Source organism: Streptomyces sp. bgisy027 (assembly GCF_057710365.1).
On sequence record NZ_JBYIVZ010000074.1, the window covers coordinates 1 to 24,898 of the forward strand.

27 protein-coding genes and 1 riboswitch are annotated in these 24,898 nt (G+C 71.5%); of the genes, 11 read left to right on the forward strand and 16 right to left on the reverse strand.

Features of this window, described 5'->3' with window-relative positions:
• Nucleotides 1–1,163, reverse strand: a 1,163-nt coding sequence (locus AC3ETA_RS43580) for an NAD(P)/FAD-dependent oxidoreductase (protein ID WP_432198493.1), incomplete at its 3' end; no start/stop codon positions are given.
• Nucleotides 1,164–1,249: 86 nt separating this feature from the next.
• Nucleotides 1,250–1,600: an avidin-fold protein gene (locus tag AC3ETA_RS43585; RefSeq protein ID WP_432198454.1), complete on the reverse strand. Its 351-nt coding sequence runs from the start codon at nt 1,598–1,600 to the stop codon at nt 1,250–1,252.
• 52 nt (nt 1,601–1,652) lie between these two features.
• Nucleotides 1,653–1,764, forward strand: a riboswitch (TPP riboswitch).
• Between AC3ETA_RS43585 and thiO the strand changes: the two genes are divergently transcribed.
• The 6 genes from thiO to AC3ETA_RS43615 all read left to right on the forward strand — a co-directional run bounded on the left by thiO (nt 1,762) and on the right by AC3ETA_RS43615 (nt 7,579).
• The gene (thiO, locus tag AC3ETA_RS43590; RefSeq protein WP_432198455.1) at nt 1,762–2,928 is read left to right on the forward strand and encodes a glycine oxidase ThiO; all 1,167 of its coding nucleotides are present in this window, start codon (nt 1,762–1,764) and stop codon (nt 2,926–2,928) included. It overlaps the preceding riboswitch by 3 nt.
• Nucleotides 2,925–3,137 (forward strand): sulfur carrier protein ThiS, encoded by a 213-nt coding sequence (thiS, locus tag AC3ETA_RS43595; protein ID WP_432198456.1) that lies wholly within the window; start codon nt 2,925–2,927, stop codon nt 3,135–3,137. Before thiO ends, thiS begins: the two co-directional genes overlap by 4 nt.
• A 3-nt stretch (nt 3,138–3,140) precedes the next feature.
• Complete coding sequence (locus AC3ETA_RS43600; RefSeq protein ID WP_432198457.1) at nt 3,141–3,935, forward strand: thiazole synthase; 795 nt, start codon at nt 3,141–3,143, stop codon at nt 3,933–3,935.
• 118 nt (nt 3,936–4,053) lie between these two features.
• Nucleotides 4,054–5,991 (forward strand): Stk1 family PASTA domain-containing Ser/Thr kinase, encoded by a 1,938-nt coding sequence (pknB, locus tag AC3ETA_RS43605; RefSeq protein WP_432198458.1) that lies wholly within the window; start codon nt 4,054–4,056, stop codon nt 5,989–5,991.
• 163 nt (nt 5,992–6,154) lie between these two features.
• The gene (locus AC3ETA_RS43610; protein ID WP_432198459.1) at nt 6,155–7,018 is read left to right on the forward strand and encodes a deoxyribonuclease IV; all 864 of its coding nucleotides are present in this window, start codon (nt 6,155–6,157) and stop codon (nt 7,016–7,018) included.
• 75 nt (nt 7,019–7,093) lie between these two features.
• Nucleotides 7,094–7,579: a DUF4396 domain-containing protein gene (locus AC3ETA_RS43615; protein ID WP_432198460.1), complete on the forward strand. Its 486-nt coding sequence runs from the start codon at nt 7,094–7,096 to the stop codon at nt 7,577–7,579.
• 22 nt (nt 7,580–7,601) lie between these two features.
• Here AC3ETA_RS43615 and AC3ETA_RS43620 read toward each other — a convergent pair whose 3' ends face one another.
• Nucleotides 7,602–8,234: a sulfite oxidase-like oxidoreductase gene (locus AC3ETA_RS43620; RefSeq protein WP_107907026.1), complete on the reverse strand. Its 633-nt coding sequence runs from the start codon at nt 8,232–8,234 to the stop codon at nt 7,602–7,604.
• A gap of 175 nt (nt 8,235–8,409) precedes the next feature.
• Between AC3ETA_RS43620 and bfr the strand changes: the two genes are divergently transcribed.
• Nucleotides 8,410–8,886, forward strand: coding sequence for a bacterioferritin (gene bfr / locus AC3ETA_RS43625; RefSeq protein ID WP_432198461.1), 477 nt, complete (start codon nt 8,410–8,412; stop codon nt 8,884–8,886).
• Here bfr and AC3ETA_RS43630 read toward each other — a convergent pair.
• Both AC3ETA_RS43630 and AC3ETA_RS43635 read right to left on the reverse strand, forming a co-directional pair.
• Nucleotides 8,883–9,116 (reverse strand): (2Fe-2S)-binding protein, encoded by a 234-nt coding sequence (locus AC3ETA_RS43630; RefSeq protein WP_163017032.1) that lies wholly within the window; start codon nt 9,114–9,116, stop codon nt 8,883–8,885. The two genes, bfr and AC3ETA_RS43630, sit on opposite strands and share 4 nt — an antisense overlap.
• 143 nt (nt 9,117–9,259) lie before the next feature.
• Entirely contained in the window at nt 9,260–10,612 is a 1,353-nt protein-coding gene (locus tag AC3ETA_RS43635; protein WP_432198462.1) for a class II 3-deoxy-7-phosphoheptulonate synthase, read from the reverse strand.
• Between the two features lie 95 nt (nt 10,613–10,707).
• Here AC3ETA_RS43635 and AC3ETA_RS43640 point away from each other — a divergent pair, with 95 nt between their 5' ends.
• Together AC3ETA_RS43640 and AC3ETA_RS43645 are read left to right on the forward strand one after the other, a co-directional pair.
• Nucleotides 10,708–10,764 (forward strand): trp operon leader peptide, encoded by a 57-nt coding sequence (locus tag AC3ETA_RS43640; protein ID WP_071528813.1) that lies wholly within the window; start codon nt 10,708–10,710, stop codon nt 10,762–10,764.
• Between the two features lie 110 nt (nt 10,765–10,874).
• Nucleotides 10,875–12,764 (forward strand): anthranilate synthase family protein, encoded by a 1,890-nt coding sequence (locus tag AC3ETA_RS43645; protein WP_432198463.1) that lies wholly within the window; start codon nt 10,875–10,877, stop codon nt 12,762–12,764.
• Here AC3ETA_RS43645 and AC3ETA_RS43650 read toward each other — a convergent pair.
• From AC3ETA_RS43650 to AC3ETA_RS43670, 5 genes are all read right to left on the reverse strand, one after another.
• Nucleotides 12,716–13,711, reverse strand: coding sequence for a 2-hydroxyacid dehydrogenase (locus tag AC3ETA_RS43650; RefSeq protein WP_432198464.1), 996 nt, complete (start codon nt 13,709–13,711; stop codon nt 12,716–12,718). The two genes, AC3ETA_RS43645 and AC3ETA_RS43650, sit on opposite strands and share 49 nt — an antisense overlap.
• A gap of 91 nt (nt 13,712–13,802) precedes the next feature.
• Nucleotides 13,803–14,831 carry a 6-phosphofructokinase gene (locus AC3ETA_RS43655; protein WP_432198465.1) on the reverse strand — a complete coding sequence of 343 codons (1,029 nt, stop codon included), beginning with the start codon at nt 14,829–14,831 and terminating at the stop codon, nt 13,803–13,805.
• 137 nt (nt 14,832–14,968) lie between these two features.
• Nucleotides 14,969–15,661 (reverse strand): response regulator, encoded by a 693-nt coding sequence (locus AC3ETA_RS43660; protein WP_432198466.1) that lies wholly within the window; start codon nt 15,659–15,661, stop codon nt 14,969–14,971.
• Nucleotides 15,658–16,887 (reverse strand): MacS family sensor histidine kinase, encoded by a 1,230-nt coding sequence (gene macS, locus AC3ETA_RS43665; protein ID WP_432198467.1) that lies wholly within the window; start codon nt 16,885–16,887, stop codon nt 15,658–15,660. The genes AC3ETA_RS43660 and macS overlap by 4 nt, the downstream gene beginning before the upstream one ends.
• A gap of 96 nt (nt 16,888–16,983) precedes the next feature.
• A complete protein-coding gene (locus tag AC3ETA_RS43670) occupies nt 16,984–17,712 on the reverse strand; it encodes a lysophospholipid acyltransferase family protein (RefSeq protein WP_432198468.1) in 729 nt (242 codons plus the stop codon).
• 195 nt (nt 17,713–17,907) lie between these two features.
• Between AC3ETA_RS43670 and AC3ETA_RS43675 the strand changes: the two genes are divergently transcribed.
• Nucleotides 17,908–18,687, forward strand: a complete 780-nt coding sequence (locus AC3ETA_RS43675) for an alpha/beta hydrolase (protein ID WP_432198469.1) — start codon at nt 17,908–17,910, stop codon at nt 18,685–18,687.
• Entirely contained in the window at nt 18,680–19,315 is a 636-nt protein-coding gene (locus AC3ETA_RS43680) for a hypothetical protein (protein ID WP_432198470.1), read from the forward strand. Before AC3ETA_RS43675 ends, AC3ETA_RS43680 begins: the two co-directional genes overlap by 8 nt.
• Nucleotide 19,316: 1 nt before the next feature.
• Here AC3ETA_RS43680 and AC3ETA_RS43685 read toward each other — a convergent pair whose 3' ends face one another.
• The 6 genes from AC3ETA_RS43685 to AC3ETA_RS43710 all read right to left on the reverse strand — a co-directional run bounded on the left by AC3ETA_RS43685 (nt 19,317) and on the right by AC3ETA_RS43710 (nt 24,624).
• The gene (locus AC3ETA_RS43685; RefSeq protein ID WP_432198471.1) at nt 19,317–20,066 is read right to left on the reverse strand and encodes an endonuclease/exonuclease/phosphatase family protein; all 750 of its coding nucleotides are present in this window, start codon (nt 20,064–20,066) and stop codon (nt 19,317–19,319) included.
• A gap of 151 nt (nt 20,067–20,217) precedes the next feature.
• Entirely contained in the window at nt 20,218–21,171 is a 954-nt protein-coding gene (locus AC3ETA_RS43690) for an ROK family glucokinase (RefSeq protein ID WP_030958018.1), read from the reverse strand.
• Between the two features lie 112 nt (nt 21,172–21,283).
• The gene (locus tag AC3ETA_RS43695; protein ID WP_432198472.1) at nt 21,284–21,790 is read right to left on the reverse strand and encodes a DUF5304 domain-containing protein; all 507 of its coding nucleotides are present in this window, start codon (nt 21,788–21,790) and stop codon (nt 21,284–21,286) included.
• Nucleotides 21,791–21,847: 57 nt separating this feature from the next.
• The gene (locus tag AC3ETA_RS43700) at nt 21,848–23,023 is read right to left on the reverse strand and encodes an ArsA family ATPase (RefSeq protein ID WP_432198473.1); all 1,176 of its coding nucleotides are present in this window, start codon (nt 23,021–23,023) and stop codon (nt 21,848–21,850) included.
• A 218-nt stretch (nt 23,024–23,241) separates the two neighbouring features.
• The gene (locus AC3ETA_RS43705; RefSeq protein WP_432198474.1) at nt 23,242–23,682 is read right to left on the reverse strand and encodes an SRPBCC family protein; all 441 of its coding nucleotides are present in this window, start codon (nt 23,680–23,682) and stop codon (nt 23,242–23,244) included.
• 144 nt (nt 23,683–23,826) lie between these two features.
• On the reverse strand, nt 23,827–24,624 hold the full coding sequence (locus tag AC3ETA_RS43710; RefSeq protein ID WP_432198475.1) for a metallophosphoesterase family protein: 798 nt from the start codon (nt 24,622–24,624) through the stop codon (nt 23,827–23,829).
• Nucleotides 24,625–24,898 lie beyond the last annotated feature (274 nt).

A 24,898-nucleotide genomic window follows, 5' to 3' on the forward strand; every position in this document is an offset into this window, starting at 1 on the left:
TAGGCCGTCGCGGCCTTCAACGGGCGTGCCGGGTCCGTCATCAGCTCGGTGTCCATCGGCGTGCCCGACTCGATCAGTCGCCGCCCCTGCGCGAGATCCCTCGGCCGGCCCACCGCCAACAGGGCGACGAGGCGGTCGCCGCGCAGCCAGCAGACCGACCACGCCGGGCCCGACGGGTCGCCGCGCCACAGGGTCGTGTCGGCGGCGGCGTGATGACCGGCGTACTGCACGAAACGGCCGAACTGCTCGGACCAGAAGTACGGCACCGGGTCGTAGACCGCCGGGCTCTGGCCGAGGATGTCGGCGGCGACCGTGCGCGGGCCCTGGAGGGCGTTGTCCCAGTGGTGGACCAGCAACCGCTCGCCGTAGCGCCCGGAGGGGAAGGACGCGCAGTCGCCGACCGCGTAGACGTCCGGCACCGAGGTGCGCAGCCGCTCGTCGGCGACGACCTCGCCGTGCGCACCGAGCTCGATGCCCGAGCCGGCCAGCCAGGCCGTGGCGGGCCGGGCCCCGATGCCGACCACGACCGCGCCCGCGGGCACCCGCGAGCCGTCGTCGAGGATCACCGCGCCGGGCTCGACGGCCGCCACGCGCGTGTGCGTGCGCAGGACCGCCCCGCTCTCCGCGTACCAGGCGGTCATCGGCGCGGCCACCTCCGCGGGCAGTGCCCCCGCCAGCGGCCGGTCGGCGGCCTCCACGACCGTCACCGCGCACCCCGCCTCGCGCGCGGCCGTCGCGAACTCCGCGCCGATCCAGCCCGCGCCGACCACCACGATGTCGTGCTGCCGGGCGAGCACCGGGCGCAGCCGCTCGGCGTCGTCCAGGGTGCGCAGCAGATGCACGCCGGGCACGCCCTCCACGCCCGGCAGCCGGATCGGTTCGGCGCCGGTGGCCAGCACGAGGACGTCGTACGGGACGGGCCCGGCCTCGGTGTCCAGTTCGCGGTCGGCGACGCGGACGCCCAGCACCTCGCGCCCCAGGCGCAGGTCGATGCCGAGCGACTCGAAGTCGACGTCGAAGGCGGATCCCTCGGCCTTGCCGAGCAGCACCGCCTTGGACAGGGGCGGCCGGTCGTACGGCTGGTGGGGCTCGGCGCCGATCAGCGTGACGGTTCCGGTGAAGCCCTGTTCGCGCAGGGCCACCGCCGTCTGCACACCGGCCATGCCGGCGCCGGCGACGACCACTGACCGCTGCGACTGCGTCGTCTGCTCGCTCACCTGATCACCATAGACAACTGACAATTCGTCAGTCAGGAGTCGTGCTCAGTGACCTGCTCCACAACGCTGGTGCCGCTGCCGGTCTGCGACTCCCACTCCCAGGTCTCCTCCAGCCGCACCCGCCCGTCGGCGAGCTCGACCACGGTCGACACGCAGTGCCCCGAGGACGTCGCCCCGTCCCGCTTCAGCTGCACGTACCGGAAGTCCAGCCGGTCGCCGTCCCGGGTGCCCACGAGATGCCCGCGCACGACGTCCCCGCCGGCGTACTCGGCCCAGATCTCGCCGTCCTTCTCGTGGTACGCGAACCGGGTGCGGGTACCCACCTGACCTGGTGCCTGGTCGGCGACGGGCGCCAGGACGAGACCGTCGAGCGAGCGGGCCATGGGCACGGGCTCCCTTACTGAGACAGACACGGGCGGGCTAGGGTGGCCAACGTAGAGCACTCGCGGGAGCCCGGACGCACCGGGCTGAGAGGGAGGCTGGCGGCCTCCGACCGTACGAACCTGATCCGGGTCATGCCGGCGAAGGGAGGGGCTGGACGCCCATGTCGCGTACGCGAACGTCAGACGTCCTCGTCATCGGGGGCGGAATCATCGGCCTGGTCACGGCGTGGCGGGCCGCGCAGCGCGGGTTCGCCACGGCGGTGGTGGACCCGGAGCCGGGCGGCGGGGCCGCCCAGGTGGCCGCGGGAATGCTGGCCGCCGTCACGGAACTGCACTACGGCGAGCAGACCCTGCTCGGCCTGAACCTCGCCTCGGCCCGCCGCTACCCGGACTTCGCGGCCGAGCTCACCGACGTCACCGGCCACGACCTCGGCTACCGCCGGTGCGGCACCCTCGCCGTCGCGCTGGACGCCGACGACCGCGCCCATCTGCGCGAACTGCACGCCCTGCAGCGCCAGTCCGGGCTGGACTCCGAGTGGTTGTCCGGGCGCGAGTGCCGGCGCCTGGAGCCGATGCTCGCGCCGGGCGTGCGCGGCGGACTGCGGGTGGACGGCGACCACCAGATCGACCCGCGGCGGCTGACCGGGGCGCTGCTCGCCGCGTGCGAGCGGGCCGGTGTGGTCCTCCACCGCGCCTGGGCCGAGCGCGTCGACGTCGTACGGGACCGGGCCACCGGAGTCACCACGACGGACGGCACCGCTCTGACCGCGGACCAGGTGGTCCTCGCCGCCGGCAGCCTCAGCGGGCGGCTCGCGGGCGTCCCCGACGCCGCGGTGCCGCCCGTGCGGCCGGTGAAGGGGCAGGTGCTGCGGCTGACCGTGCCGCAGCGGTACGCGCCGTTCCTGAGCCGGACCGTGCGGGCCGTGGTGCGCGGCAGCCAGGTCTACCTGGTGCCGCGCGAGAACGGCGAGCTGGTCGTGGGCGCGACGAGCGAGGAGCTGGGCTGGGACACGACGGTGACCGCGGGCGGCGTCTATGAGCTGCTGCGCGACGCCCACGAGTTGGTGCCGGGCATCACCGAACTGCCGCTCACCGAGACGCGGGCGGGTCTGCGCCCCGGCTCCCCCGACAACGCGCCGCTGCTCGGCCCGACCGAACTGGCCGGGCTGTCGCTGGCCACCGGGCACTACCGCAACGGCGTGCTGCTCACGCCCGTCACCGGGGACGCCCTGGCGCACGTCCTGGCCACCGGTGAACTGCCGGAGGAGGCACGCGCGTTCACGCCGAGGCGCTTCAGTCCCGCCGCACTCACGGAGCAGCCCGCATGAGCGTCCAGGTCACCATCTCGGTCAACGGCGAGCGCCGGCACATCGAGCCGGGCACGGCTCTCGACACGCTCGTCTCGTCCGTCACCACGGCGCCCTCCGGAGTGGCCGCCGCCCTCAACGAAACCGTCGTCCCGCGCGCGCAGTGGCCGTCGACGCCCCTCTCCGAGGGCGACCGCGTCGAGGTCCTCACCGCCGTCCAAGGAGGCTGAACCATGGCCGACGATCCCTTTGTCATCGGCGGTACGTCCTTCGCGTCCCGCCTGATCATGGGCACCGGCGGCGCGCCCAGCCCGGACGTCCTGGAGCGGGCTCTCGTGGCGTCCGGGACGGAGCTGACGACCGTCGCGATGCGGCGGGTCGACGCCTCGGTGCACGGCTCGGTGCTGTCCGTGCTGGAGAGGCTCGGGATCCGGGTGCTGCCGAACACCGCGGGGTGCTTCACCGCCGGAGAGGCCGTGCTGACGGCCCGCCTCGCGCGCGAGGCGCTCGGCACGGATCTGATCAAGCTGGAGGTCATCGCCGACGAGCGGACGCTGCTGCCGGATCCGATCGAGCTGCTGGACGCGGCGGAGACGCTGGTGGACGACGGTTTCACGGTGCTGCCGTACACGAACGACGACCCGGTGCTGGCGCGCAGGCTCCAGGACGCCGGCTGCGCCGCGATCATGCCGCTCGGCTCCCCGATCGGGTCGGGGCTCGGCATCCGCAACCCGCACAACTTCCAGCTGATCGTGGAGCACGCGCAGGTGCCGGTGATCCTGGACGCGGGCGCCGGTACGGCGTCGGACGCGGCGCTCGCGATGGAGCTGGGGTGCGCGGGCGTGATGCTCGCCTCGGCCGTGACGCGGGCGCAGGAGCCGGTGCTGATGGCCGACGCGATGCGGCACGCGGTGGAGGCGGGGCGGCTGGCGTACCGGGCGGGCCGGATCCCGCGCCGTCACTTCGCCGAGGCGTCCTCTCCGCTGGCGGGGATGGCACGGCTGGATCCGGAACGCCCCGCGTTCTGAACGCGTGTTCGACGAAGTCATCCGGCCAGTGAGGCATCCGTCACAGGTCGGCTCCAGTCCCGCTCCGATCACGTCCGAACGGGCGGGACTGTCAGCGTCGGCTCGTACACTCGCCTGCGTGGATACGACCCTTCAGGACCCCTTGGTCGGGCAGGTGCTCGACGGCCGGTATCGCGTGGACGCGCGGATCGCGGTCGGCGGGATGGCCACGGTCTACCGGGCCCTGGACACCCGTCTGGACCGCGTGCTCGCGCTCAAGGTGATGCACCCCGCGCTGGCGGTCGACGGGGTGTTCGTCGAGCGGTTCATCCGGGAGGCGAAGTCCGTCGCCCGGCTCGCGCACCCCAATGTCGTGCAGGTCTTCGACCAGGGCACCGACGGGTCGTACGTCTATCTCGCCATGGAGTACGTCGCGGGCTGCACCCTGCGCGACGTCCTGCGTGACCGCGGGGCGCTCCAGCCCCGGGCCGCCCTCGACATCCTGGAGCCGGTGCTCGCCGCGCTCGGCGCCGCGCACCGCGCCGGGTTCGTGCACCGGGACATGAAGCCCGAGAACGTCCTGATAGGGGACGACGGACGGGTCAAGGTCGCCGACTTCGGCCTCGTGCGGTCCGTGGACACCGTGACCAGCACCACCGGCGCCGTGCTCGGCACCGTCTCCTATCTCGCGCCCGAGCAGATAGAGCAGCCCGGCACCGCGGACGCCCGGGTCGACGTGTACGCCTGCGGTGTCGTCCTGTACGAGATGCTCACCGGCGAGAAGCCGCACGACGGGGACTCCCCCGCCGTGGTGCTCTACAAGCACCTGCACGAGGACGTCCCGCCGCCGTCGGCGGTCGTCCCGGGGCTGGCGTACGAGCTCGACGAGCTGGTCGCGTCGGCCACCGCGCGCTCCCCGCGGATCCGGCCGTACGACGCCGTGGCCCTGCTCGCGCAGGCCCGCGAGACGCGTGCCCGGCTCAGCGCGGACCAGCTGGACGCGATGCCGCCGCAGGCACTCTCGGCGGAGCACAGCAACTCCGACGACCGTACGAGCGTCATCCCGCGCGGACTCGACATCCAGCGCCCGCTGCCGGTGAACGGGGACGAGCCCCGGGCCGACTTCAACCGGACCAGCCGGCTGGAGAGCCCGCCGCCTCCGCCGCCCGCGCACCGATCGCGCACCTCGCGCCGGCCGCGCGGCCCGATGATGATCGTCGCCGCGGTGCTGCTGGTCCTCGGCCTCGGCGTCGGCGTCTGGTACATCAACTCCGGCCAGTTCACCCAGGTCCCGCCGCTGCTGTCCAAGACCGAGGCACAGGCCCGGGACCGGCTGGAGGAGGCCGGGCTCGACGTCGGCAAGGTGGAGCGCGCCTACAGCGACACCGTCAAGCGCGGCACCGTCATCAGCACGGACCCGGACACCGGCACCCGCATACGGCACAACGACTCCGTGAAGCTGGTCATCTCGGCGGGCCCGGAGACGGTGAAGGTGCCCGACATCGAGGGCTATCCGCTGGCCAAGGCGAGGACCGAGCTCAAGGAGAGCGGCCTCCAACCGGGCATGGTGAAGCGGGAGTTCAGCGACGACGTCACCAGGGGCTCCGTGCTCTCCTCGGACCCCGGGACCGGCACCGAGGTCCGCTCCGGCTCGGCGATCACGCTGATCGTCAGCAAGGGCAGCCCGGTGGACGTCCCGGACGTCACGGGCGAGGACCCGGCCGACGCCAGGGCCGAGCTGGAGGAGGCCGGCCTGAAGGTGAAGATCGCCTCCGCGCGGGTCAACTCCGAGTTCGACGCGGGCCAGGTCGCACAGCAGTCACCCGCGGAGGGCAAGCAGGCCGCCGAGGGCGACACCGTGACGCTGACGCTGTCCAAGGGCCCCGAGATGATCGAGGTCCCGGACGTGGTCGGCGACAGCGTCGACGACGCCAAGGCGGCGCTTGAGGGGGCCGGCTTCGAGGTCGACGAGGACCGCGGTCTGCTCGGCCTGTTCGGCGACACGGTCAAGAAGCAGTCGGTCCAGGGCGGCGAGACGGCACCCAAGGGGTCGACGATCACGATCACCATCAGGTGACGGACGCTGCGCTGGGCCTGCGCCGAGCGCCGATGGACGTGCCACCTCATGCCGTCGGGCGACTGCGGTCCGGTGGGAGTTGCTCGCGCAGTTCCCCGCGCCCCTGGGTGGGTGCAGTCACCCGACCGCGGAAAGCGCCCCACCCCCATGCGACCCTTGACCGGTGATAACTCAGCGCAACCCCGTCGGCGGGCACGTCCCCGTGGCCGGTGGCCTCGCCTCCGTCGGGCTCGGCTACGCCCGCGACCTCAGGGCCGAGACCGTCCAGGTCTTCGTCGCCAACCCGCGCGGCTGGGCCACCCCCGCCGGGAACCCGCGGCAGGACGAGGAGTTCCGTGCGGTGTGCGAGGCCGAGTCGATCCCGGCGTATGTGCACGCGCCGTACCTGATCAACTTCGGCTCGCACACCGAGGCGACCGTCGAGAAGTCGGTGGAGTCGCTGCGGCACTCGCTGCGGCGCGGTCGGGAGATCGGCGCGCTGGGCGTGGTCGTGCACACGGGCAGCGCGACCGGCGGCCGGGAGCGCCCGGTGGCCCTGAGGCAGGTACGCGAGCACATGCTGCCGCTGCTGGACGAGCTGACCCACGACGACGACCCGTTCCTGCTGCTGGAGTCGACGGCGGGCCAGGGCTTCTCGCTCTGCTCCCGGACCTGGGACTTCGGGCCGTACTTCGAGGCGCTGGACGCCCATCCGAAGCTGGGCGTGTGCCTGGACACCTGCCACATCTTCGCCGCCGGCCACGACCTGACCGGCCCGTCCGGCATGCACCAGACCCTGGACCTCCTGGTGGACACCGTCGGCGAGGGCCGGCTGAAGCTGATCCACGCCAATGACTCCAAGGACGTCGTCGGCGCCCACAAGGACCGGCACGCGAACATCGGCGCAGGTCACATCGGTGAGGACCCGTTCCGGGCGCTGATGACGCACCCGGCCACCGAGGGCGTACCGCTGATCATCGAGACGCCCGGCGGGAAGGAAGGGCACGCGGCGGACGTGGAGCGGCTGAAAAAACTTCGCGATTCGTAGCCCGTCACGGAATACCCCAGGGGGGTATATGGTTCCTGCTCGGTGCAGGAACCGTGACCTGACATTGGGGCAGTGATGCGGCACGAAGCACACAGGGCACACGATCACCATCAGCAGGCGGTCGCCGCCGGCAGCTGGGCGATGGCCGCCCAGGCGACCCTGCACTGCCTCACCGGCTGCGCCATCGGCGAGGTGCTGGGCATGGTGATCGGCACCGCGTTCGGCTGGGGCAACGTGCCGACGCTGATCCTGGCGATCGTCCTGGCCTTCTTCTTCGGCTACGCGCTCACCCTGCGCGGTGTGCTCAGGGCGGGCCTGAGCCCGGGGGCGGCGCTCAAGGTCGCGCTGGCGGCGGACACCCTGTCCATCGCCGTGATGGAGCTGGTCGACAACGGCGTGATCGTGCTGTGGCCGGGCGCCATGGACGCCGGGCTCGCCGACCCGCTGTTCTGGTCGGTGCTGGCGATCGCGCTGGCCGTCGCCTTCGCCCTGACCACGCCGGCCAACAAGTGGATGATCGGCCGCGGCAAGGGCCACGCGGTGGTCCACCAGTTCCACTGAACCCCGGCGCGGGGACCAGGAGTCAGAGCTCGGGGCCGTCCCCGGGCTCTTCCTGGTACGAGTAGCGCTGCTCCCGCCAGGGGTCGCCGATGTTGTGATAGCCGCGTTCCTCCCAGAAGCCGCGGCGATCGGCGGTCATGTACTCCACGCCCCGGACCCACTTGGGTCCCTTCCAGGCGTACAGATGGGGGACGACCAGACGGAGCGGGAAACCGTGCTCCGCCGTGAGCAGTTCGCCGTCCTTGTGGGTGGCGAAGATGGTGCGCTCGGAGGCGAAGTCGGCGAGGCGGAGGTTGGAGCTGAAGCCGTACTCGGCCCACACCATCACATGAGTGACCGCGGGCGCGGGCGGGGCGAGCTCCAGGATCGTCCGTGCCGGGATGCCGCCCCACTCCGCACCGAGCATGCTGAACTTCGTGACGCAGTGCAGATCGGCCACGACGGTGGTGTACGGCAGGCCCGCGAACTCCTCATGGGTCCAGCAGCGCTTCTCGCCGTCGGCGGTGGCCCCGAACACCCTGAACTCCCAGCGTTCGGGCCGGAACTTCGGGACCGGACCGTAGTGCGTGACCGGCCAGCCGCGCTGCATCCGCTGCCCCGGCGGAAGCTCGGAGTGTGCTGCTGCTCCAGTTTCGCGCTCCACCGGCTGACCCATGACTCCATCCTGACAGACCCGAAGGGGTGCACCTGACCCCACCCTCCGTAAATCAGTTCAAACCGGACTAAGCATGCACTTACTTACTAAGTGAAGACTTACTGGACGATCTTTCCCGCCGGTGCAATCATGCGGCGCAACCTGCCAGTTCCCCCGCTTGGAAGGAGCCTCTGCGATGCAGGGCGACCCCGAGGTCCTCGAATTCCTGAACGAGCAGCTGACCGGCGAGCTCACCGCGATCAACCAGTACTGGCTGCACTACCGGATCCAGGACAACAAAGGCTGGACCAAGCTCGCCAAGTACACGCGTGAAGAGTCCATCGATGAGATGAAGCACGCGGACAAGCTCACCGAGCGCATCCTCATGCTGGACGGCCTGCCCAACTACCAGCGGCTGTTCCACGTCCGGGTCGGCCAGACGGTGACCGAGATGTTCCAGGCCGACCGGCAGGTCGAGGTGGAGGCGATCGACCGCCTCAAGCGCGGCATCGAGGTGATGCGCAGCAAGGGCGACATCACGTCGGCGAACATCTTCGAGTCGATCCTCGAGGACGAGGAGCACCACATCGACTATCTGGACACCCAGCTCGAACTGATCGAGAAGCTCGGAGAGGCGCTCTACCTCGCGCAGCAGATCGAGCAGCCCGGCTAGGCCGCGTCCGCCAGGTCGGTGAGAATCGGCTGACCCTGGTCGGCCAGCTCACGACGAGGGCACGCGCCCCGTCCCAGGATCGCCTGAATGCGGCGTACACAGGACCCGCAGTCCGTGCCGGCCTTGCAGGCCGAGGCTATCTGGCGGGGAGTGCAGGCGCCGTCCTCCGCGTGCTTCTTGACCTGCTGCTCGGTGACACCGAAGCAACTGCAGACGTACACGCGGTTCACCTCCCGGCGGGATCGATGTGCCATCCCCTTGATCGGTGAGGCTAACCTAACCTTACCCGGCTCACGGGAACCGCAAAAGTGCTGCGGGGCGCGGATCGAATGTGATCCGCGCCCCACTCATGTCCCCGTAACAGGCGACCCCGTCACTGGTCCCGGTACATCTCCGCGACGAGGAAGGCCAGGTCAAGCGACTGGCTGCGGTTCAGCCGGGGGTCGCAGGCCGTCTCGTAGCGCTGGTGCAGGTCGTCGACGAAGATCTCGTCGCCGCCGCCCACGCACTCCGTGACGTCGTCGCCGGTGAGCTCCACGTGGATGCCGCCGGGGTGGGTGCCGAGGCCCTTGTGGACCTCGAAGAAGCCCTTGACCTCGTCGAGCACGTCGTCGAAGCGGCGGGTCTTGTGACCGGAGGCCGCCTCGAAGGTGTTGCCGTGCATCGGGTCGGTCACCCAGGCCACCGTGGCGCCGGACGCCGTGACCTTCTCGACCAGCTCGGGGAGCTTGTCGCGGACCTTGTCCGCGCCCATGCGGACGATGAAGGTCAGCCGGCCCGGCTCACGCTCGGGGTCCAGCCGGTCGATGTACTGCAGCGCGTCCTCGGCCGTCGTCGTCGGGCCGAGCTTGACGCCGATCGGGTTGCGGATCTTCGAGGCGAACTCGATGTGCGCGTGGTCCAGCTGCCGGGTGCGCTCACCGATCCACACCATGTGGCCGGAGACGTCGTACAGCTGCCCCGTGCGGGAGTCGACCCTGGTCAGCGCGGACTCGTAGTCGAGCAGCAGCGCCTCGTGCGAGGCGTAGAACTCGACCGTCCGGAACTCCTCCGGGTCGGCCCCGCAGGCGTGCATGAAGTTCAGCGCCTGGTCGATCTCGCGGGCCAGCTGCTCGTAGCGCTGGCCGGACGGGGACGACCTCACGAAGTCCTGGTTCCAGGCGTGCACCTGGCGCAGGTCGGCGTAGCCGCCGGTGGTGAAGGCGCGCACCAGGTTGAGCGTGGAGGCGGAGGCGTTGTACATCCGCTTCAGGCGCTCGGGGTCCGGGACGCGGGCGGCCTCGTTGAAGTCGAAGCCGTTGACCGAGTCGCCGCGGTAGGTGGGCAGCGTGACGCCGTCGCGGGTCTCGGTGCCCTTGGAGCGCGGCTTGGAGTACTGGCCGGCGATGCGGCCGACCTTCACGACCGGCACCGAGGCGGCGTACGTCAGCACGGCGCCCATCTGGAGGAGGGTCTTGAGCTTGTTGCGGATGTGGTCGGCGGACACCGCGTCGAAGGCCTCGGCGCAGTCGCCGCCCTGGAGGAGGAACGCCTCTCCCTTGGCGACGGCCGCCATCCGGGCGCGCAGCTGGTCGCACTCGCCCGCGAAGACGAGCGGCGGATACGACTCGAGGTCCGCGATCACTGCGCGCAGAGCCTCGGTGTCGGGGTACTCGGGCTGCTGCGCCGCGGGCAGGTCTCGCCAGGTGTTGCCAGCGCTAGCGCTGGTCTTAGCGTTCACGGTCACGCCTCAACATTACGGGGTCGTGTCGGGGGTCCAGCCCCATGCCCAGCAATTGAGACACCGCGTACACGACTCGGACATGAGGTACTGTGCCTGGCATGTTCGCGCACTCGACCCAGAACTGGTGGTGGACCGCTCATCCGGCGGCCCACTGACTGCGCGTACGAAAGACTTCGCGAAGGCCGCCCGAGGGGCGGCCTTCGGTGTTTCCCGGGCCGCTCCTCTCCGCCGAACCCACTGATCCACGGAGAAGGAGCCCGGACCCATGAATCTGCTCGGCTTGCTGGACGATCCCCGCCCGTTCGCCCTGCTGCGCCGCCGCGCGCCCGGCCGCGCCGTCGAGGAGGGCGAGACGGTCGAGGTCCTGATCGGTCCGGTGTCCACCTGCGACCGCCTCGCCGACCTCCCCGACGAGGGCCTGGCGCTGGTCCCCTTCCGGCAGATCCGCGAGCGCGGTTTCGACGTCCGCGACGACGGCACGCCCCTTGCGGTGCTCACCCCCGAGGAGTCGTACGGCATTCCGCTCGCCGAGGCGCTGGAGCAGCTCCCGTCGCACGACGTGCGCGTCGAGGGCGGCGGCTTCGACGTGGCCGACGAGGAGTACTCGAAGATCGTCGGGCGGGTGCTGCGGGACGAGATCGGGCGGGGCGAGGGCGCCAACTTCGTGATCCGGCGGACGTACGAGGGTGAGATCCCGGGGTTCGGACGCGCCGACGCGCTCGCGCTGTTCCGGCGGCTGCTGGAGGGCGAGCGGGGGGCGTACTGGACGTTCGTCGTGCACACCGGGGAGCGGACACTGGTGGGCGCCAGCCCTGAGGTGCACGTGCGGATGTCCGGCGGCACGGTCGTCATGAACCCGATCAGCGGGACGTACCGCTACCCCGCCGAGGGCCCGACGCCGGAGCACCTGCTCGACTTCCTCGCCGACGGCAAGGAGATCGAGGAGCTGTCGATGGTCGTCGACGAGGAGCTCAAGATGATGTGCACGGTCGGCGACATGGGCGGGGTCGTCGTCGGGCCCCGGCTGAAGGAGATGGCGCATCTCGCGCACACCGAGTACGAGCTGCGCGGGAAGTCCTCGCTGGATGTGCGCGAGGTCCTGAAGGAGACCATGTTCGCGGCCACCGTGACCGGATCGCCCGTGCAGAACGCGTGCCGGGTCATCGAGCGGCACGAGGTCGGCGGGCGCGGGTACTACGCGGGGGCGCTGGCCCTGATCGGCCGGGACTCCGGCGGCGCCCAGACCCTCGACTCCCCCATCCTCATCCGCACCGCCGACATCGACGCCGACGGCGGGCTGCGGGTGCCGGTCGGCGCGACCCTCGTGCGCGGCTCGGATCCGGCGAGCGAGGTCGCCGAGACGCACGCGAAGGCGGCGGGTGTGCTGGCGGCCCTGGGCGTACGGCCGGGTCGGCCGCGGGAGGAGCACACGCGCGTGTGTCTCGCCGACGATCCACGCGTGCGTGCCGCGCTCGACGGGCGCCGGGCCTCGCTCGCGCCCTTCTGGCTGCGGATGCAGGATCGGTCCGAGGAGCTGTCCGGGCATGCCCTGGTCGTCGACGGCGAGGACACCTTCACGGCGATGCTCGGCCATGTGCTGCGCTCCAGCGGCCTGGAGGTGACCGTGCGGCGCTACGACGAGCCGGGGCTGCGGGAGGCCGCGCTCGCGCACGAGGGGCCGGTCGTGCTGGGCCCCGGGCCCGGTGACCCCTCCGACCTGGACGACGCGAAGATGCGCTTCCTGCGGGAGCTCGCGGCCGAGGTCATCGGCGCGAACCGGCACGGCGTGGTCGGCGTCTGCCTCGGCCATGAGCTGATCGCCGCCGAGCTGGGGCTGGACATCGTGCGCAAGGAAGTGCCGTACCAGGGCGCGCAGACGACGATCGACCTGTTCGGGCGGCCGGAGACGGTCGGCTTCTACAACAGCTTCGTGGCGCACTGCGACGACGAGGTGCACGCGGAGCTCGCCGAGCACGGCATCGAGGTCAGCCGGGCCGGCAACGGCGAGGTGCACGCCGTGCGCGGGCCCGGCTTCGCCGGGGTGCAGTTCCACCCGGAGTCGGTCCTGACGCTGAACGGCGCCGCCGTCGTCCGTGATCTGGTGGGTCAGCTGCGGGGCACGAGCACGTTCTCCGAGCGGCGGGCGGCCTTGTAGTCGAGGACGTTCCGCAGGGTGGTCTCGACGATCTGGCTGACGGCGTCCTCGGTGTAGTACGCCTGGTGCGAGGTGACCAGGACGTTCGGGAAGGTGACGAGCCGGGCCAGGGTGTCGTCCTCGATGGCCTGGAGCGACTTGTCGAGGAAGAAGAGCCCGGCCTCCGCCTCGTAGACGTCGAGGCCGACACCGGTGAAGCGGCCCTCGCGCAGTTCGGCGACGAGGGCCGCGGTGTCGATGAGGCCGCCGCGGCTGGAGTTGATCAGGATCGCGTCGTCCTTCATCGCCTTCAGGGCATCGGCGTCGATCAGCCGACTGGTCTCCGGCATCAGCGGCACATGCAGGCTGACCAGGTCGGACTCGGCGAGAAGGCGTTCCTTGGCGACGTAGCGCATGCCGAGCTGCATACAGGCGGGGTTCTCGGCGACGTCCCAGCCGAGCAGGTTCATGCCGAAGCCGTGGGCGATGCGGGCGAAGGCCTCGCCGATCTTTCCGGTGCCGAGGACGCCGGCGGTGCGGCCGTGCATGTCGCGGCCCATCAGGCCGTCGAGGCGGAAGTCGAAGTCACGCGTGCGCGTGGAGGCGCGCACGATACGGCGGTTGACCGCCATGGCGAGGGTCCAGGCGAACTCGGCCACGGAGTAGGGCGAGTAGGAGGAGACCCGCGAGACGGTCATGGCGAGGCGCTCGGCGACCTTGAGGTCGATGTTGTTGAAGCCGGTGGAGCGCTGGGCCACCATCCGGGTGCCGCCGGCCGCGAGGGTCTGCAGGACGTGGTTGCCGAGGTCGCAGTTGACGCTGGTGCAGACGACCTCGTAGCCGGCCGCGATGGGCGCGGTGTCCTCGTTGAGGAAGACGTCCAGGCAGCGGACCTCGTGGTGACCCCGGAAGGCCTGCTCGATCAGGGGTTTCTCGTCAGCCTGCACACCGAAGGCGAGAATCTCCAAGGCTGCTCCCGTCGCACTGGGCCGTGGGCCATGGGCCGAATATACGGCCCATGGCCCAGCGCCGCCGGGCGGAAGCGGTCGGCTCGGCGGATCAGCCGAAGAAGACCCCGACCTCTTCGTACAGCTTCGGATCCACCGTCTTGAGCTTGGCGGTGGCGTGCGCGATCGGGACGCGGACGATGTCCGTGCCGCGCAGGGCGACCATCTTGCCGAAGTCGCCGTCGCGGACGGCCTCGATGGCGTGCAGTCCGAAGCGGGTGGCCAGCCAGCGGTCGAAGGCGCTCGGGGTGCCGCCGCGCTGGATGTGCCCGAGGACCGTCGTACGGGCCTCCTTGCCCGTCCGCCTCTCGATCTCCTTGGCCAGCCACTCGCCGACCCCGGACAGCCGGACGTGTCCGAAGGAGTCCAGCGACTCGTCCTTGAGCACCATGTCGCCGTCCTTGGGCATGGCGCCCTCGGCGACGACCACGATCGGGGCGTACGACGCCTTGAAGCGCGAGGTGATCCACGCGCAGACCTTGTCGACGTCGAAGCGCTGTTCCGGGATGAGGATGACGTTGGCGCCGCCGGCCAGGCCGGAGTGGATGGCGATCCAGCCGGCGTGACGTCCCATCACCTCGCAGACGAGGACGCGCATATGGGACTCGGCGGTGGTGTGCAGCCGGTCGATGGCCTCCGTCGCGATGCCGACGGCGGTGTCGAAGCCGAAGGTGTAGTCGGTGGCGGACAGGTCGTTGTCGATGGTCTTCGGCACGCCGACGCAGGGCACGCCGTAGTCGTCGCAGAGGCGGGTGGCGACGCCGAGGGTGTCCTCGCCGCCGATGGCGATGAGCGCCTCGACCTCCTGCTTGGCGAGGTTCTCCTTGATACGGCGGATGCCGTCCTCCTGCTTGAGGGGGTTGGTGCGCGAGGAGCCGAGGATGGTGCCGCCGCGGGGCAGGATGCCGCGCACGGCGGGGATGTCGAGACGGACGGTGTCGTTCTCGAGCGGACCTCGCCAGCCGTCCCGGAAGCCGACGAAGTCGTAGCCGTACTCCTGCACGCCCTTGCGGACGACGGCCCGGATGACGGCGTTGAGACCGGGGCAGTCGCCGCCTCCGGTCAGTACTCCGACCCGCATGGAAATGTCCCTTCGCCGCGGTTGCCTGGTGAGGCCACGCTAATGGTGAGCCAGGTCACAACGGGATGGGTCGGAACGGCAATTCCGGTGAATGGCCGGGTGGCCGGTTTACACGCCGTCAAGCCGGCGCCGCCGGATCACTCGTCGTCGAGGCCGCGCTCGATCGCGTACCGCACCAGCTCCACCCGGTTGTGCAACTGGAGTTTGCCGAGGGTGTTCTGGACGTGGTTCTGCACCGTGCGATGGGAGATGACCAGGCGTTCGGCGATCTGCTTGTAGCTCAGGCCCTTGGCGACGAGCCGCAGCACCTCGGTCTCGCGGTCGGTGAGCTGCGGGGCACCGGGCTGGTCGGCGTCCTGGGCGGCGGGCGCCGGTTCGGAGGCGAGCCGGCGGTACTCGCCGAGCACCAGACCGGCCAGGCCCGGCGTGAACACCGGGTCCCCCACCGCCGTACGGCGCACCGCGTCGAGGAGTTCCTCGGTCGAGGCCGACTTCAGCAGATAGCCGGTGGCGCCGGACTTCACCGCCTCCAGCACGTCGGCGTGCTCGCCGCTCGCGGACAGGACGAGGACGCGCAGGGCGGGGTTGTGGCCGACGAGTTCCTTGCAGACCTGGACGCCGGGCTTGGCGGGCAGGTTCAGGTCGAGGACCAGGACGTCGGGAGCGGCGGCCTTGGCGCGGCGCACCGCCTGGTCGCCGTCGCCCGCCGTGGCGACCACGTCGAAGCCGGACTCGCTCAGGTCGCGGGCGACCGCGTCGCGCCACATGGGGTGGTCGTCGACCACCATGACCCTGATCGGGCCGCGCTGCTCGCTCGTGGTGTCCGTCATCGCTGCTCCGCCTTCCCCCGTGAAGCGCTGGTGGCCTTGGGTACCTTCAGTTCCACCTCGGTGCCCTGGCCCGGCACCGAGATCAGTTCGGCGCTGCCGCCGAGCTCGCGCAGACGCCCCCGGATCGACAGGGCGACGCCGAGCCGCCCCTCGCCCTCGGCCTGCGCGAGCCGACCCTCCGGGATGCCGGGTCCGTCGTCCCGCACGGTGACGATCACCTCGCCGGGCTCGTCCTCGACGAGGATCCACGCGCGTGCCTGCTCGCCGGCGTGCCTGCGGACGTTGTCCAGGGCGGCTCCGACGGCCGCGGCCAGTTCCCGCGCGGCGGCCGGCGCCAGCGTCACCGGCGCCCCCGGCTCGGCGAGGCTGACCCTCGCGCCGGCGTACGGGGCGAGCAGCACACGCAGGTCGACGGGGCCGTCGGAGTCGTCGGGCTCGTCCACGGCCCGTACGAGGGCGCCGTCGGCGGCGTCCTCCGACACCCGCGACACGGGTACCAGGCCGCCGGAGACCAGGGTGCGCAGCGCCACCTCCTGCTCGCCGGCCAGCCGGCCCAGCTCGGCCGCCTCGCCGCCGATGACGGCGCCGCGCCGCTGCACCATGGCGAGCACCTGGAGCACGCCGTCGTGGATGTCCCGGGCGAGTCGCTCCCGCTCCCGGGTCGCCGCCTCGATCTCCAGGGCGCGGGCCAGGGTGCGCTCGGAGGCGCGGGCGACCTCGACGACGTAGCCGATGGCGATGGAGGCGATCCAGACGAGCAGCACCATGTGGACGGTGTCGCGGGTCGGTACGCCGGAGCGGTGGATCAGGTTGGCGGCGGCCACCAGCGTGGAGGCGAACGCGGCCCAGCGCCAGCCGCCCTTGATGGCGAACGCCAGCACGGCGCCCGCCGTCCATATCGACGGCAGGGTCGGGGCGCCGGCCTCGATCCGCTCGGGCGACTCGGCGATCCGCGTGAGGAGGATGCCGGTCAGGGCCATGGTGAGGTCCGCGGCGAGGAAGCGCTTGGTGCAGCTCGCGGCGTTCGCGACCCTCGGCAGGGTGGCCAGCGTCCACACGGCCAGGACGGCGAAGTAGGCGATGGCCACCCAGGGGCGGGCGACCTCGTCGTAGGCGCTGACGAACAGTCCGACGGCGTAGACCATCGTCAGTACCCGGTATCCGGTGAGCGCGCGCCACAGCGGCTGCTCGACGGACATCCGCATGACCCGCTCGCGCCTGGCCATGCCCCCACCCCCTTGTCGTCGGAACGCCCCGGCCAAGACTGCCCTGTCCCGGCCCGGACCGCTCCGCCTCGTCCGCCCGCTTCTCCTGCCGACCCGCTACTTCTCCTGCTGGGCCTTCTTCGCCTGTTCCTTCTCGGCCTTCGCCGCGTCCGCGATCTGCCGCTTGGCGGCGGTCGCGTACATGTCGACGTACTCCTGGCCGGAGAGCTTCATGATCTCGTACATGACCTCGTCGGTCACCGCGCGGAGCACGAAGCGGTCGTGCTCCATGCCCTGGTACCGGCTGAAGTCGAGGGGCTCGCCGATCCGGATGCCGGGCCGCATGAGCTTGGGCACGACCTTGCCCGGCGGCTGGATCTTCTCCGTGTCGATCATGGCGACCGGGATGACCGGCGCGCCGGTGGCGAGCGCCACGCGCGCGAGGCCGCCGGGCTTGCCCCGGTAGAGCCGGCCGTCGGGCGAGCGCGTGCCCTCGGGGTAGATGCCGAACAGCTCGCCGCGCTCCAGGACCTCTATGCCGCTCTTGACGGCGGCCTCACCCGCGCCGCGCGCCCCGGAGCGGTCCACGGGCAGCTGGCCGACGCCCTTGAAGAAGGCGGCCGTCAATCGGCCCTTGACGCCGGGGGTGGTGAAGTATTCGGCCTTCGCGATGAAGGTCACCTTGCGGTCCAGGACCGCGGGCAGGAAGAACGAGTCGGAGAACGACAGGTGATTGCTCGCCAGGATCGCGGCGCCCTCGGCGGGAATGTTCTCCAGCCCTTCCACCCATGGCCGGAAGGCGACCTTCAACGGTCCCCCGATGGCCACCTTCATCGTGCCGTACAACAACCGAGTGCCTCCTGTGTCTGTCGATCAGACCTTAACCCGGAGCGCCGTCAATGAGCCCGACGGCCCTGGTCGGTGTCAGTGCGGTCGCGTACGGTGAAGCACACCTGGCTCTATCGGCACGCGGCTGCGCCGCGTGGGTTGATGTCATCGCTGTCGTCCATGTCGTCCTTCTCACGAACAGGAGACCGTAAGGTGCCGGTCCTTCCTGGAGCCGAGCCGTACCGCCGAGACGGCGGGGAGGTCGGGGTCCTCCTCTGCCACGGCTTCACCGGTTCCCCGCAGTCGCTGCGCCCCTGGGCGGAGTACCTCGCCGAGCGCGGGCTCACCGTCTCGCTGCCGCTGCTGCCGGGGCACGGCACCCGCTGGGAGGACATGCGGCTCACCGGCTGGCAGGACTGGTACGCCGAGGTGGACCGCGAGCTGCGCGTCCTGCGCGACCGCTGCGCGCGGGTCTTCGTGGCCGGTCTGTCCATGGGCGGCGCCCTGGCCCTGCGGCTCGCCGCGAAGCACGGGGAGGACGTGGCCGGGGTCGTGGTCGTCAACCCGGCGAACAAGGTGCACGGCCTGTTCGCGTACACCCTTCCGGTCTCCCGGCATCTCGTCCGCACGGTGCCGGGGATCGCCAGTGACATCGCCAAGGAGGGCTCCGCCGAGCTCGGGTACGACCGGGTGCCGCTGCACTCGGCGCACTCCCTGCGGAACTTCTTCCGGCTGGTCGACGGCGAGTTGCCCCAGGTCACCCAGCCGCTGCTGGTGCTGCGCAGCAGGCAGGACCACACCGTGCCCGCCGTGGACACGGCCCGGATCCTGAGCCGGGTGTCCTCCACGGACGTAACGGAGATCGTGCTGGAACAGAGCTATCACGTGGCGACGTTGGACCATGATGCGGACCGGATCTTCGAGGAGAGCCTCGGATTCATCGACCGGCTCGCGACCGGCGTCGGCAAGGAAGGGACGACCACACGTGGCTGAGCACGACTCCGATCGCGAGAGGCGTGAGGACAGCGATCCCGAGGAGCAGCACGTTCCGTTCGACGAGGACGCCGCCTGGGCCGCGATCGTCGCCGGGTTCGGCGAGGAGCCGAAGGACCCGCCGGGCTCGAAGCCCTTCAAGTCGGTCGAGGACCTGGCACTGCTGGAGACCGAGGCGAACGGCGAGACGAGCGGTGCCCCGGCCCCGGAGCCCAAGGGCGAAGAGGGCGACAAGGGCGAGGCCGTCCGGCCGGCCGACGAGCCCGGCCAGGAGAAGCCGGCCGGGCCGCTGGGCAGCTCGGTGTCCTTCGCGCCCGGCGTCGGACCGCGCGACTACAGCGTGGCCGAGCCGTCCGAGGACGACTTCGAGCCCGACGACGAGGGCCACTTCGTGCCGCCGGAGCCGCCGCCGCTGCCCGCCGCCGACGCGACGGCGAAGTTCGCCTGGCTCGCGGTGGTCGGCGGGCCGGTCCTGCTGCTGCTCGCCGTGCTGTTCGGGTGGGAGATGACGTGGTGGCTGGCCACCCTCGGCATCGGCGGGTTCCTGGGCGGGTTCGCCACCCTGGTGATGCGGATGAAGACCGATGACGAGGGCGACGACGACCCCGGCCGGGGTGCCGTCGTCTGACCTACTGCGCTGCGGGGACTCTGAGGGCGGCCAGGACCGGAAGGTGGTCCGTGGCCGCCCTCAGGTCTGTCGGCGTCACCCCCGGCCGGCCGGCCGGGACGCCGCAGCCGAGCACCTCGACACCCTTGGTGGCGAAGATCGCGTCGATGCGCTGGTGCGGGTCGGCCGGAGTCGAGGAGTACTCACCGCCCCAGGGCGCGGTGGCCCAGCAGTCCTGCAGGCTCTCGGCGAGCAGGCGGAAGGTGCGGCCGGTGGGGCGGTCGTTGAGGTCGCCGCCGGCGATGGCGTGCTCCGTGCCCAGGCCGGCGAGGCGGTCCAGGAGCATGCCGCCCTGCTGGAGGCGCTCGTCCTTCCGCAGCGAGAGATGGCAGCTGAGCACGCCGAGGCGAGCGCCGCCGAAGCGGACCACGGCCGTGGCGAAGCCGCGCCGGTGGAGTCCGGGGGTGAGCGGGAGGAGCACGTCCTGCGTCCGCTCCACGGTCGCCCTCAGGTTGCACAGGATCGCCGGGCCCGCGGCGGTGGCGCCGCCCGTGAGGACGACGAGGTCCGAGGCGCGGGCCAGGCGGGCGAGCTTCTTTCGCCAGCGGAAGAAGCGGGGGGCTTCCTGGATCAGGACCAGGTCGGGGGCGCAGGCACGGATGACGCGGGCGAGGGCGTCGGTGTCGTCACGCAGGGAGCGGATGTTGTAGCTGAGGACGCGGATGACTGCGGAGCCGTCGGGTTCGGTTCGGGATTCGGGCAGCAGCGCCATGTGGATCAATGTACGCCCCCCGACTCGGGGCGCGAGGCTTGTGCGCGACTGCCGGTTCGTCGTGGCCGGTCGCGCCACGTGACGGAGTCACACATCGATACAGCCCCGCGCCCCTGGGTCGGCACGGTGGGCGCACCTCGAAAGGCGACCGCTACATGATCGGGTCCGGCTCCCGGGCCAGGTCGGCCGCGCCCACCAGGCCCGCGTCGTTGCCGAGTTGGGCGGCGATGACGTCGGCGACCGGGCGCCAGTTGCCGCCCACCAGCCAGCGCTTGTAGGACTTGCGGATGGGGTCCAGGACCAGTTCGCCCTCGTCCGAGAGGCCGCCGCCGACGATGAAGGCGGACGGGTCGAACAGGGAGGCCAGGTCGGCGAGGCCGGCGCCGGCCCAGCGGGCGAGCTCACGGTAGGAGTCGACGGCGACCGGGTCGCCCTGGCGGGCGGCCATGGAGATGTGCTTGCCCTCGATGCCGTCGGGGCTGCCGTCGCCCAGGGCGAGCAGGATCTCGGCGTTCTCCGGGGTGGCGTTGGCGCGCTGCTTGGCGTACCTGACCAGGGCGCGGCCGGAGGCGTACTGCTCCCAGCAGCCCTGCGAGCCGCAGCCGCACAGCAGCCCGTCCGGGACCATCCGGATGTGGCCGAACTCGGCGGCGACGCCGTAGTGCCCGCGGCGCAGCTTGTTGCCGATGATGATGCCGCCGCCGAGACCGGTGCCCAGCGTGATGCAGATGACGTTGCGGTGGCCCTTGCCGGCGCCGAACTTGTACTCGCCCCATGCGGCCGCGTTGGCGTCGTTCTCCACGACGACCGGGAGGCCGACGCGGGCCTCGACCTTCTCCTTCAGCGGCTCGTTGCGCCAGTCGATGTTCGGCGCGAAGTAGACCTCGGAGCGCTGGCGGTTGACGTAACCGGCCGCACCGATGCCCACACCCACGATCTCGTGCCCGGCCCGTGCTCCCTCGACGGCGGAGGCAATGGCGTCCACGATCCCGTCGGGCGTGCCCGGGGTCGGCACCTTGTGGGTCGAGAGGATGTTGCCTTCCTCGTCGACCACACCGGCCGCGATCTTGGTACCGCCGATGTCGACGCCGATGGTGAGTCCCATGAATCCCTCAGTTTCGGTCGAGCCCCGCTACGGCCAACCGTACCCGAGGCCCTCCCCTCGGGTGCCCGGCGTCCGTCCGGCGGACCGGGCGCAATGAGGGAGTCGTGCGCCGTCAGTCCAGATCGATGCGCTGGCCGGGGCCGGTGCCCTCGCCGGGGTCGCGCTTGTCGTCGTCGAGTTCGTCCAGTTCCTGGGTGTCCTTCGGACGGCTCGTCCAGCGCTGTTCCTGGTTCTGGACGGCGGAGCGGTAGGCGGCGAGCAGTTCGTTGCCGGCCGCTGCCAGGTGGTCGAAGACGTCCGGGTTGCGGTCGATGACGGGCTCGACGGCGGCCTTGGCCTGCTCCACGACCTGCTTGACCACCTGCTGGGCGGCGGGTCCGGCGACCGCGCCGAGCAGCGGCGACTGGATGGTCGAGAGCTTGTCCGCGACGGCGTCGACGAGCTTGCGCAGTTCCTCGGCGGCGGAGCCGGGCGGCACTCCGTGCTCGGCGCGGCGGCGGGCCTTCTCCGCCTCGAGGTCCTCGGCACATGCCGTCGCCCAGGCGTCGGCGTCGGTGGCCCGTGCCTCGTCGACGGCCTCGGGCTCGGTGGCGTCGGACGGGGGGAGCTCTTCGCTCATGACGGACTCCTGACTACGGTTCGTCCCTACGACGTTACCCGAACGGGCGTACCTGGTTCACCGGGACCGCGGCCAGAGGTCCGGATCCGGCGCGAACCGGATCCGCAGCTCGCCGTCGCGCAGCGCGGCCCCGTCCACGGCGCACCGGCGCAGGGCGGACGGCAGCGGCACGATGCGCCGGAACTGCCCGGCGGTGACGACGAGTTCGTCGCCGCGCCGGATGAGGTCGAGCTCGTCGCGGGCGGCGCCCGGCAGCGGGATGTGCCAGACCAGGACGCCGTCCTCGGCGAGCCGGTCGGTGACGGGCCACCCGACGGTGGAGGACGTGCCGTTGACGGCGGGCGTCGTGAGCGCGGCGAGGTCGTCGGCGCCGCGGGGGTCGTGTCCGAGGTGGGCGACGCGGTGGACGTCGTACGCCTCCTCCCAGTCCTCCAAAGTCTTGCGCTGCTGGGCGACGGGGCCGGCCAGCCAGCTGCCGGCCGCGGCCTCCGCCTCCGGCAGGACCCGGTTGGCGATCAGCAGTTCGGGGCGCAGGCCGCGCAGGGCGAGGGCGAGGCCGGCTGCGCGCACGGCGTCGCCGCCGCCGGGGCCGGGTTCGGCGACCAGCCGTACGACGGTGTCGCGGTCGGCGAGGACGGCCTCCACGGCGGCGAGCTCGACGTCCCAGCGGGCGGTGGTCTCGTACAGCCACTCCGCGGGCATCGGCACGCCGGCCAGCCGGCCGAGGACGGGCCGCAGCGCCCGGGCCGCCTGCCGCTCCGGCGGGAGGAGGCGGCGCAGGTAGCGGCGCAGTTCCTCGGGGAGGGAGAGCAGGGCGAGGGCGTGCGGGGTCGCGGGCAGGTCGACGACGAGCAGGTCGTGGGCCTCGGTGAGGGCGGCGTCCCGCAGCGCCCGCAGCAGCGCGAGTTCCTCCGCGCCGGGGAGGGGGGTGACCTCCTCCGGGTCGAGCCGGGAGGCGCCGAGGAGGTCGAGAGCGGTGGTGGCGCGTTCCTGGAAGGCGGCGAGGTCGTCCCGGAATCCGGTGGCGGCGTCGGGGCGCCAGGCGGTGAGCGTCTCGGCGACCCGGGTCGGGGTCGCGCCCGTGGCCACGCCGAGAGCCGCACCCAGGGTGTCGGTGCGGTCCGCGCTGAGGACGAGGGTGCGGGTGCCCTCACCGGCGGCGGCGAGCGCGGTGGCGGCGGCGACTGTCGTACGACCGCTGCCGCCCGGGCCTGTGATCAGGATGGTGCGCATGGGGGTGAACCGTAACGGACGCCGGGTTCAGCCCTGTTGCGCGGTGCCCGGCGTTGCGGCCGGAGCGGGGGCGGGTCACGCAGCCCGGCGCCGGCGGGGTGCTGCCTGCGCCCACCCGGAACAGGGCTGCGACGCCCTCAGGGGCGCGGGGCTCTGCGCGACCGGCCACGACAAAGCCGCACCCGGCAAGCTGCCGCCACCCCCACGGCCAGTGGCCGCTACCTGCCCGACTCGACCCGCTTCTTCAGCCCCGCCAGCGCACGGTCGATGATGACCTTCTCGGCCTTGCGCTTGATCATCCCCAGCATCGGGATCTTGACGTCGACCGTCAGCTGGTAGGTGACCTCGGTGGAGCCGGCGCCGGCCGGCTTGAGGATGTACGAGCCGTCGAGGGAGCGCAGCATCTGGGACTTCACCAGCGTCCAGGACACCTCGTTCTCGCCGGTCCAGGTGTACCCGAGGACCTGGTCGTCCTTGATCGCGCCGGCGTCCATGACGAGGCGGACCTGCTCGGCCCGGCCCTCGGCGTCGGCCTTGAGGACCTCCGCCTCCTTCACCTCGCCGGTCCAGTCCGGGTAGCGGGCGAAGTCGGCGATCACCCCCATCACGTCGGCCGGTGCCGCCTCGATCGTGATGCTCGAGCTGGTGTGTTCCGCCATCGCCGTGGCTCCTCCAGATGCGGGCCGGTAGGGAAGTCGTGGTGCGCACGCGTGCGCAGCGTGAAGGCTACCGCGCGCCTCACCGGCCGACTCCACCCCCACCTGCGCGATTGTCGCGAAAGCGCCCACCGCACCCGAATTCGCTCACCATTCCAGTGCCCATGGCGTGCCGGACGCCGCGAAGTGCCCCACGTTCACGCACTCCGTGGCCCCGATCCGCATCCGCGGCACCAGCGGCTGGTGGACGTGTCCGAAGAGGGAGTAGCGCGGGCGGGTGCGGCGGATCGCCGCCAGCAGCGCCTTGCTCCCGCGCTCGAACCGGCGGGCCACCGTGTCGTACACGAGTTCCGGGACCTCCGGCGGAATGTGCGTGCACAGCACGTCCACCTCGCCGACGGCCTCGATCTTGGCCGCGTACTCCTCGTCGCTGATCTCGTACGGCGTGCGCATCGGGGTGCGCAGTCCGCCGCCCACGAAGCCGAAGGTCCAGCCGCCGATCTCGACGCGCTGCCCGTCCAGCACCGTCGTGCCGGGCCCGGCGTACTCCGGCCACAGGGGCGGCATGTCGACATTGCCGTAGGTGGCGTACGTCGGTGTGGGGAACGCCGCGAACAGCTCGGCGTACTGCTTGCGCACCGCCTTCTCGATCGCCGCGCGCCGGTCGGCGCCGATCCCGGCCCACAGCCGCGCCCCGAACTCCCGCGCCTCCTCGAAGCGCCGGGCGGTACGCAGTTCCACGATGCGGTCGGCGTTCTCCACCCCGAACAGGTCGGGGAAGATGCCTCGCGAGTGGTCCGCGTAGTCCAGGAACAGCACCAGGTCACCCAGGCAGATCAGGGCGTCCGCGCCCGTGCCGGCCCGGGCCAGGTCACGGGCGTTGCCGTGCACATCGCTGACCACATGAACGCGGGTCCTGCGGTTTCGGGGCGGTGTCGGTGCCATGGCGATCAAGGGTAGGCGTGTGCGGCATACGTGAACAGTGGCAGCCGAACCGGCGGTTACTGGCCAGTCGTCAGAGCGCTCGACTACTGTGCGCGCAGAAACACCAATCCGTGTGACGCAGCGAACATCTCGCCGGGACCCCCTGTCGAAGAAGCCATACCGGCGGGTAACGTCCGGTCGGTCCAGTCGTGCTCTGGATTTCAACTTGTGAATCCCTGAGCACTTGCCCGAGCCGTGGACCGGACCGTCGCATCACACAACGTCGTGGCGCCGG

Bases quoted from the DNA above. Each gene is read 5' to 3' on its own strand.
- AC3ETA_RS43645 (WP_432198463.1), top strand. From the start codon at position 10,875: ATGAATCTGCTCGGCTTGCTGGACGATCCCCGCCCGTTCGCCCTGCTG.
- thiO (WP_432198455.1), top strand. From the start codon at position 1,762: ATGTCGCGTACGCGAACGTCAGACGTCCTCGTCATCGGGGGCGGAATC.
- AC3ETA_RS43655 (WP_432198465.1), bottom strand. From the start codon at position 14,831: ATGCGGGTCGGAGTACTGACCGGAGGCGGCGACTGCCCCGGTCTCAAC.
- AC3ETA_RS43620 (WP_107907026.1), bottom strand. From the start codon at position 8,234: ATGGGTCAGCCGGTGGAGCGCGAAACTGGAGCAGCAGCACACTCCGAG.
- AC3ETA_RS43700 (WP_432198473.1), bottom strand. From the start codon at position 23,023: ATGCGCACCATCCTGATCACAGGCCCGGGCGGCAGCGGTCGTACGACA.
- AC3ETA_RS43615 (WP_432198460.1), top strand. From the start codon at position 7,094: ATGCGGCACGAAGCACACAGGGCACACGATCACCATCAGCAGGCGGTC.
- AC3ETA_RS43695 (WP_432198472.1), bottom strand. From the start codon at position 21,790: ATGAGCGAAGAGCTCCCCCCGTCCGACGCCACCGAGCCCGAGGCCGTC.
- AC3ETA_RS43585 (WP_432198454.1), bottom strand. From the start codon at position 1,600: ATGGCCCGCTCGCTCGACGGTCTCGTCCTGGCGCCCGTCGCCGACCAG.
- macS (WP_432198467.1), bottom strand. From the start codon at position 16,887: ATGGCCAGGCGCGAGCGGGTCATGCGGATGTCCGTCGAGCAGCCGCTG.
- AC3ETA_RS43710 (WP_432198475.1), bottom strand. From the start codon at position 24,624: ATGGCACCGACACCGCCCCGAAACCGCAGGACCCGCGTTCATGTGGTC.
- AC3ETA_RS43705 (WP_432198474.1), bottom strand. From the start codon at position 23,682: ATGGCGGAACACACCAGCTCGAGCATCACGATCGAGGCGGCACCGGCC.
- AC3ETA_RS43600 (WP_432198457.1), top strand. From the start codon at position 3,141: ATGGCCGACGATCCCTTTGTCATCGGCGGTACGTCCTTCGCGTCCCGC.
- AC3ETA_RS43685 (WP_432198471.1), bottom strand. From the start codon at position 20,066: ATGGCGCTGCTGCCCGAATCCCGAACCGAACCCGACGGCTCCGCAGTC.
- AC3ETA_RS43660 (WP_432198466.1), bottom strand. From the start codon at position 15,661: ATGACGGACACCACGAGCGAGCAGCGCGGCCCGATCAGGGTCATGGTG.
- bfr (WP_432198461.1), top strand. From the start codon at position 8,410: ATGCAGGGCGACCCCGAGGTCCTCGAATTCCTGAACGAGCAGCTGACC.
- thiS (WP_432198456.1), top strand. From the start codon at position 2,925: ATGAGCGTCCAGGTCACCATCTCGGTCAACGGCGAGCGCCGGCACATC.
- AC3ETA_RS43690 (WP_030958018.1), bottom strand. From the start codon at position 21,171: ATGGGACTCACCATCGGCGTCGACATCGGCGGTACCAAGATCGCGGCC.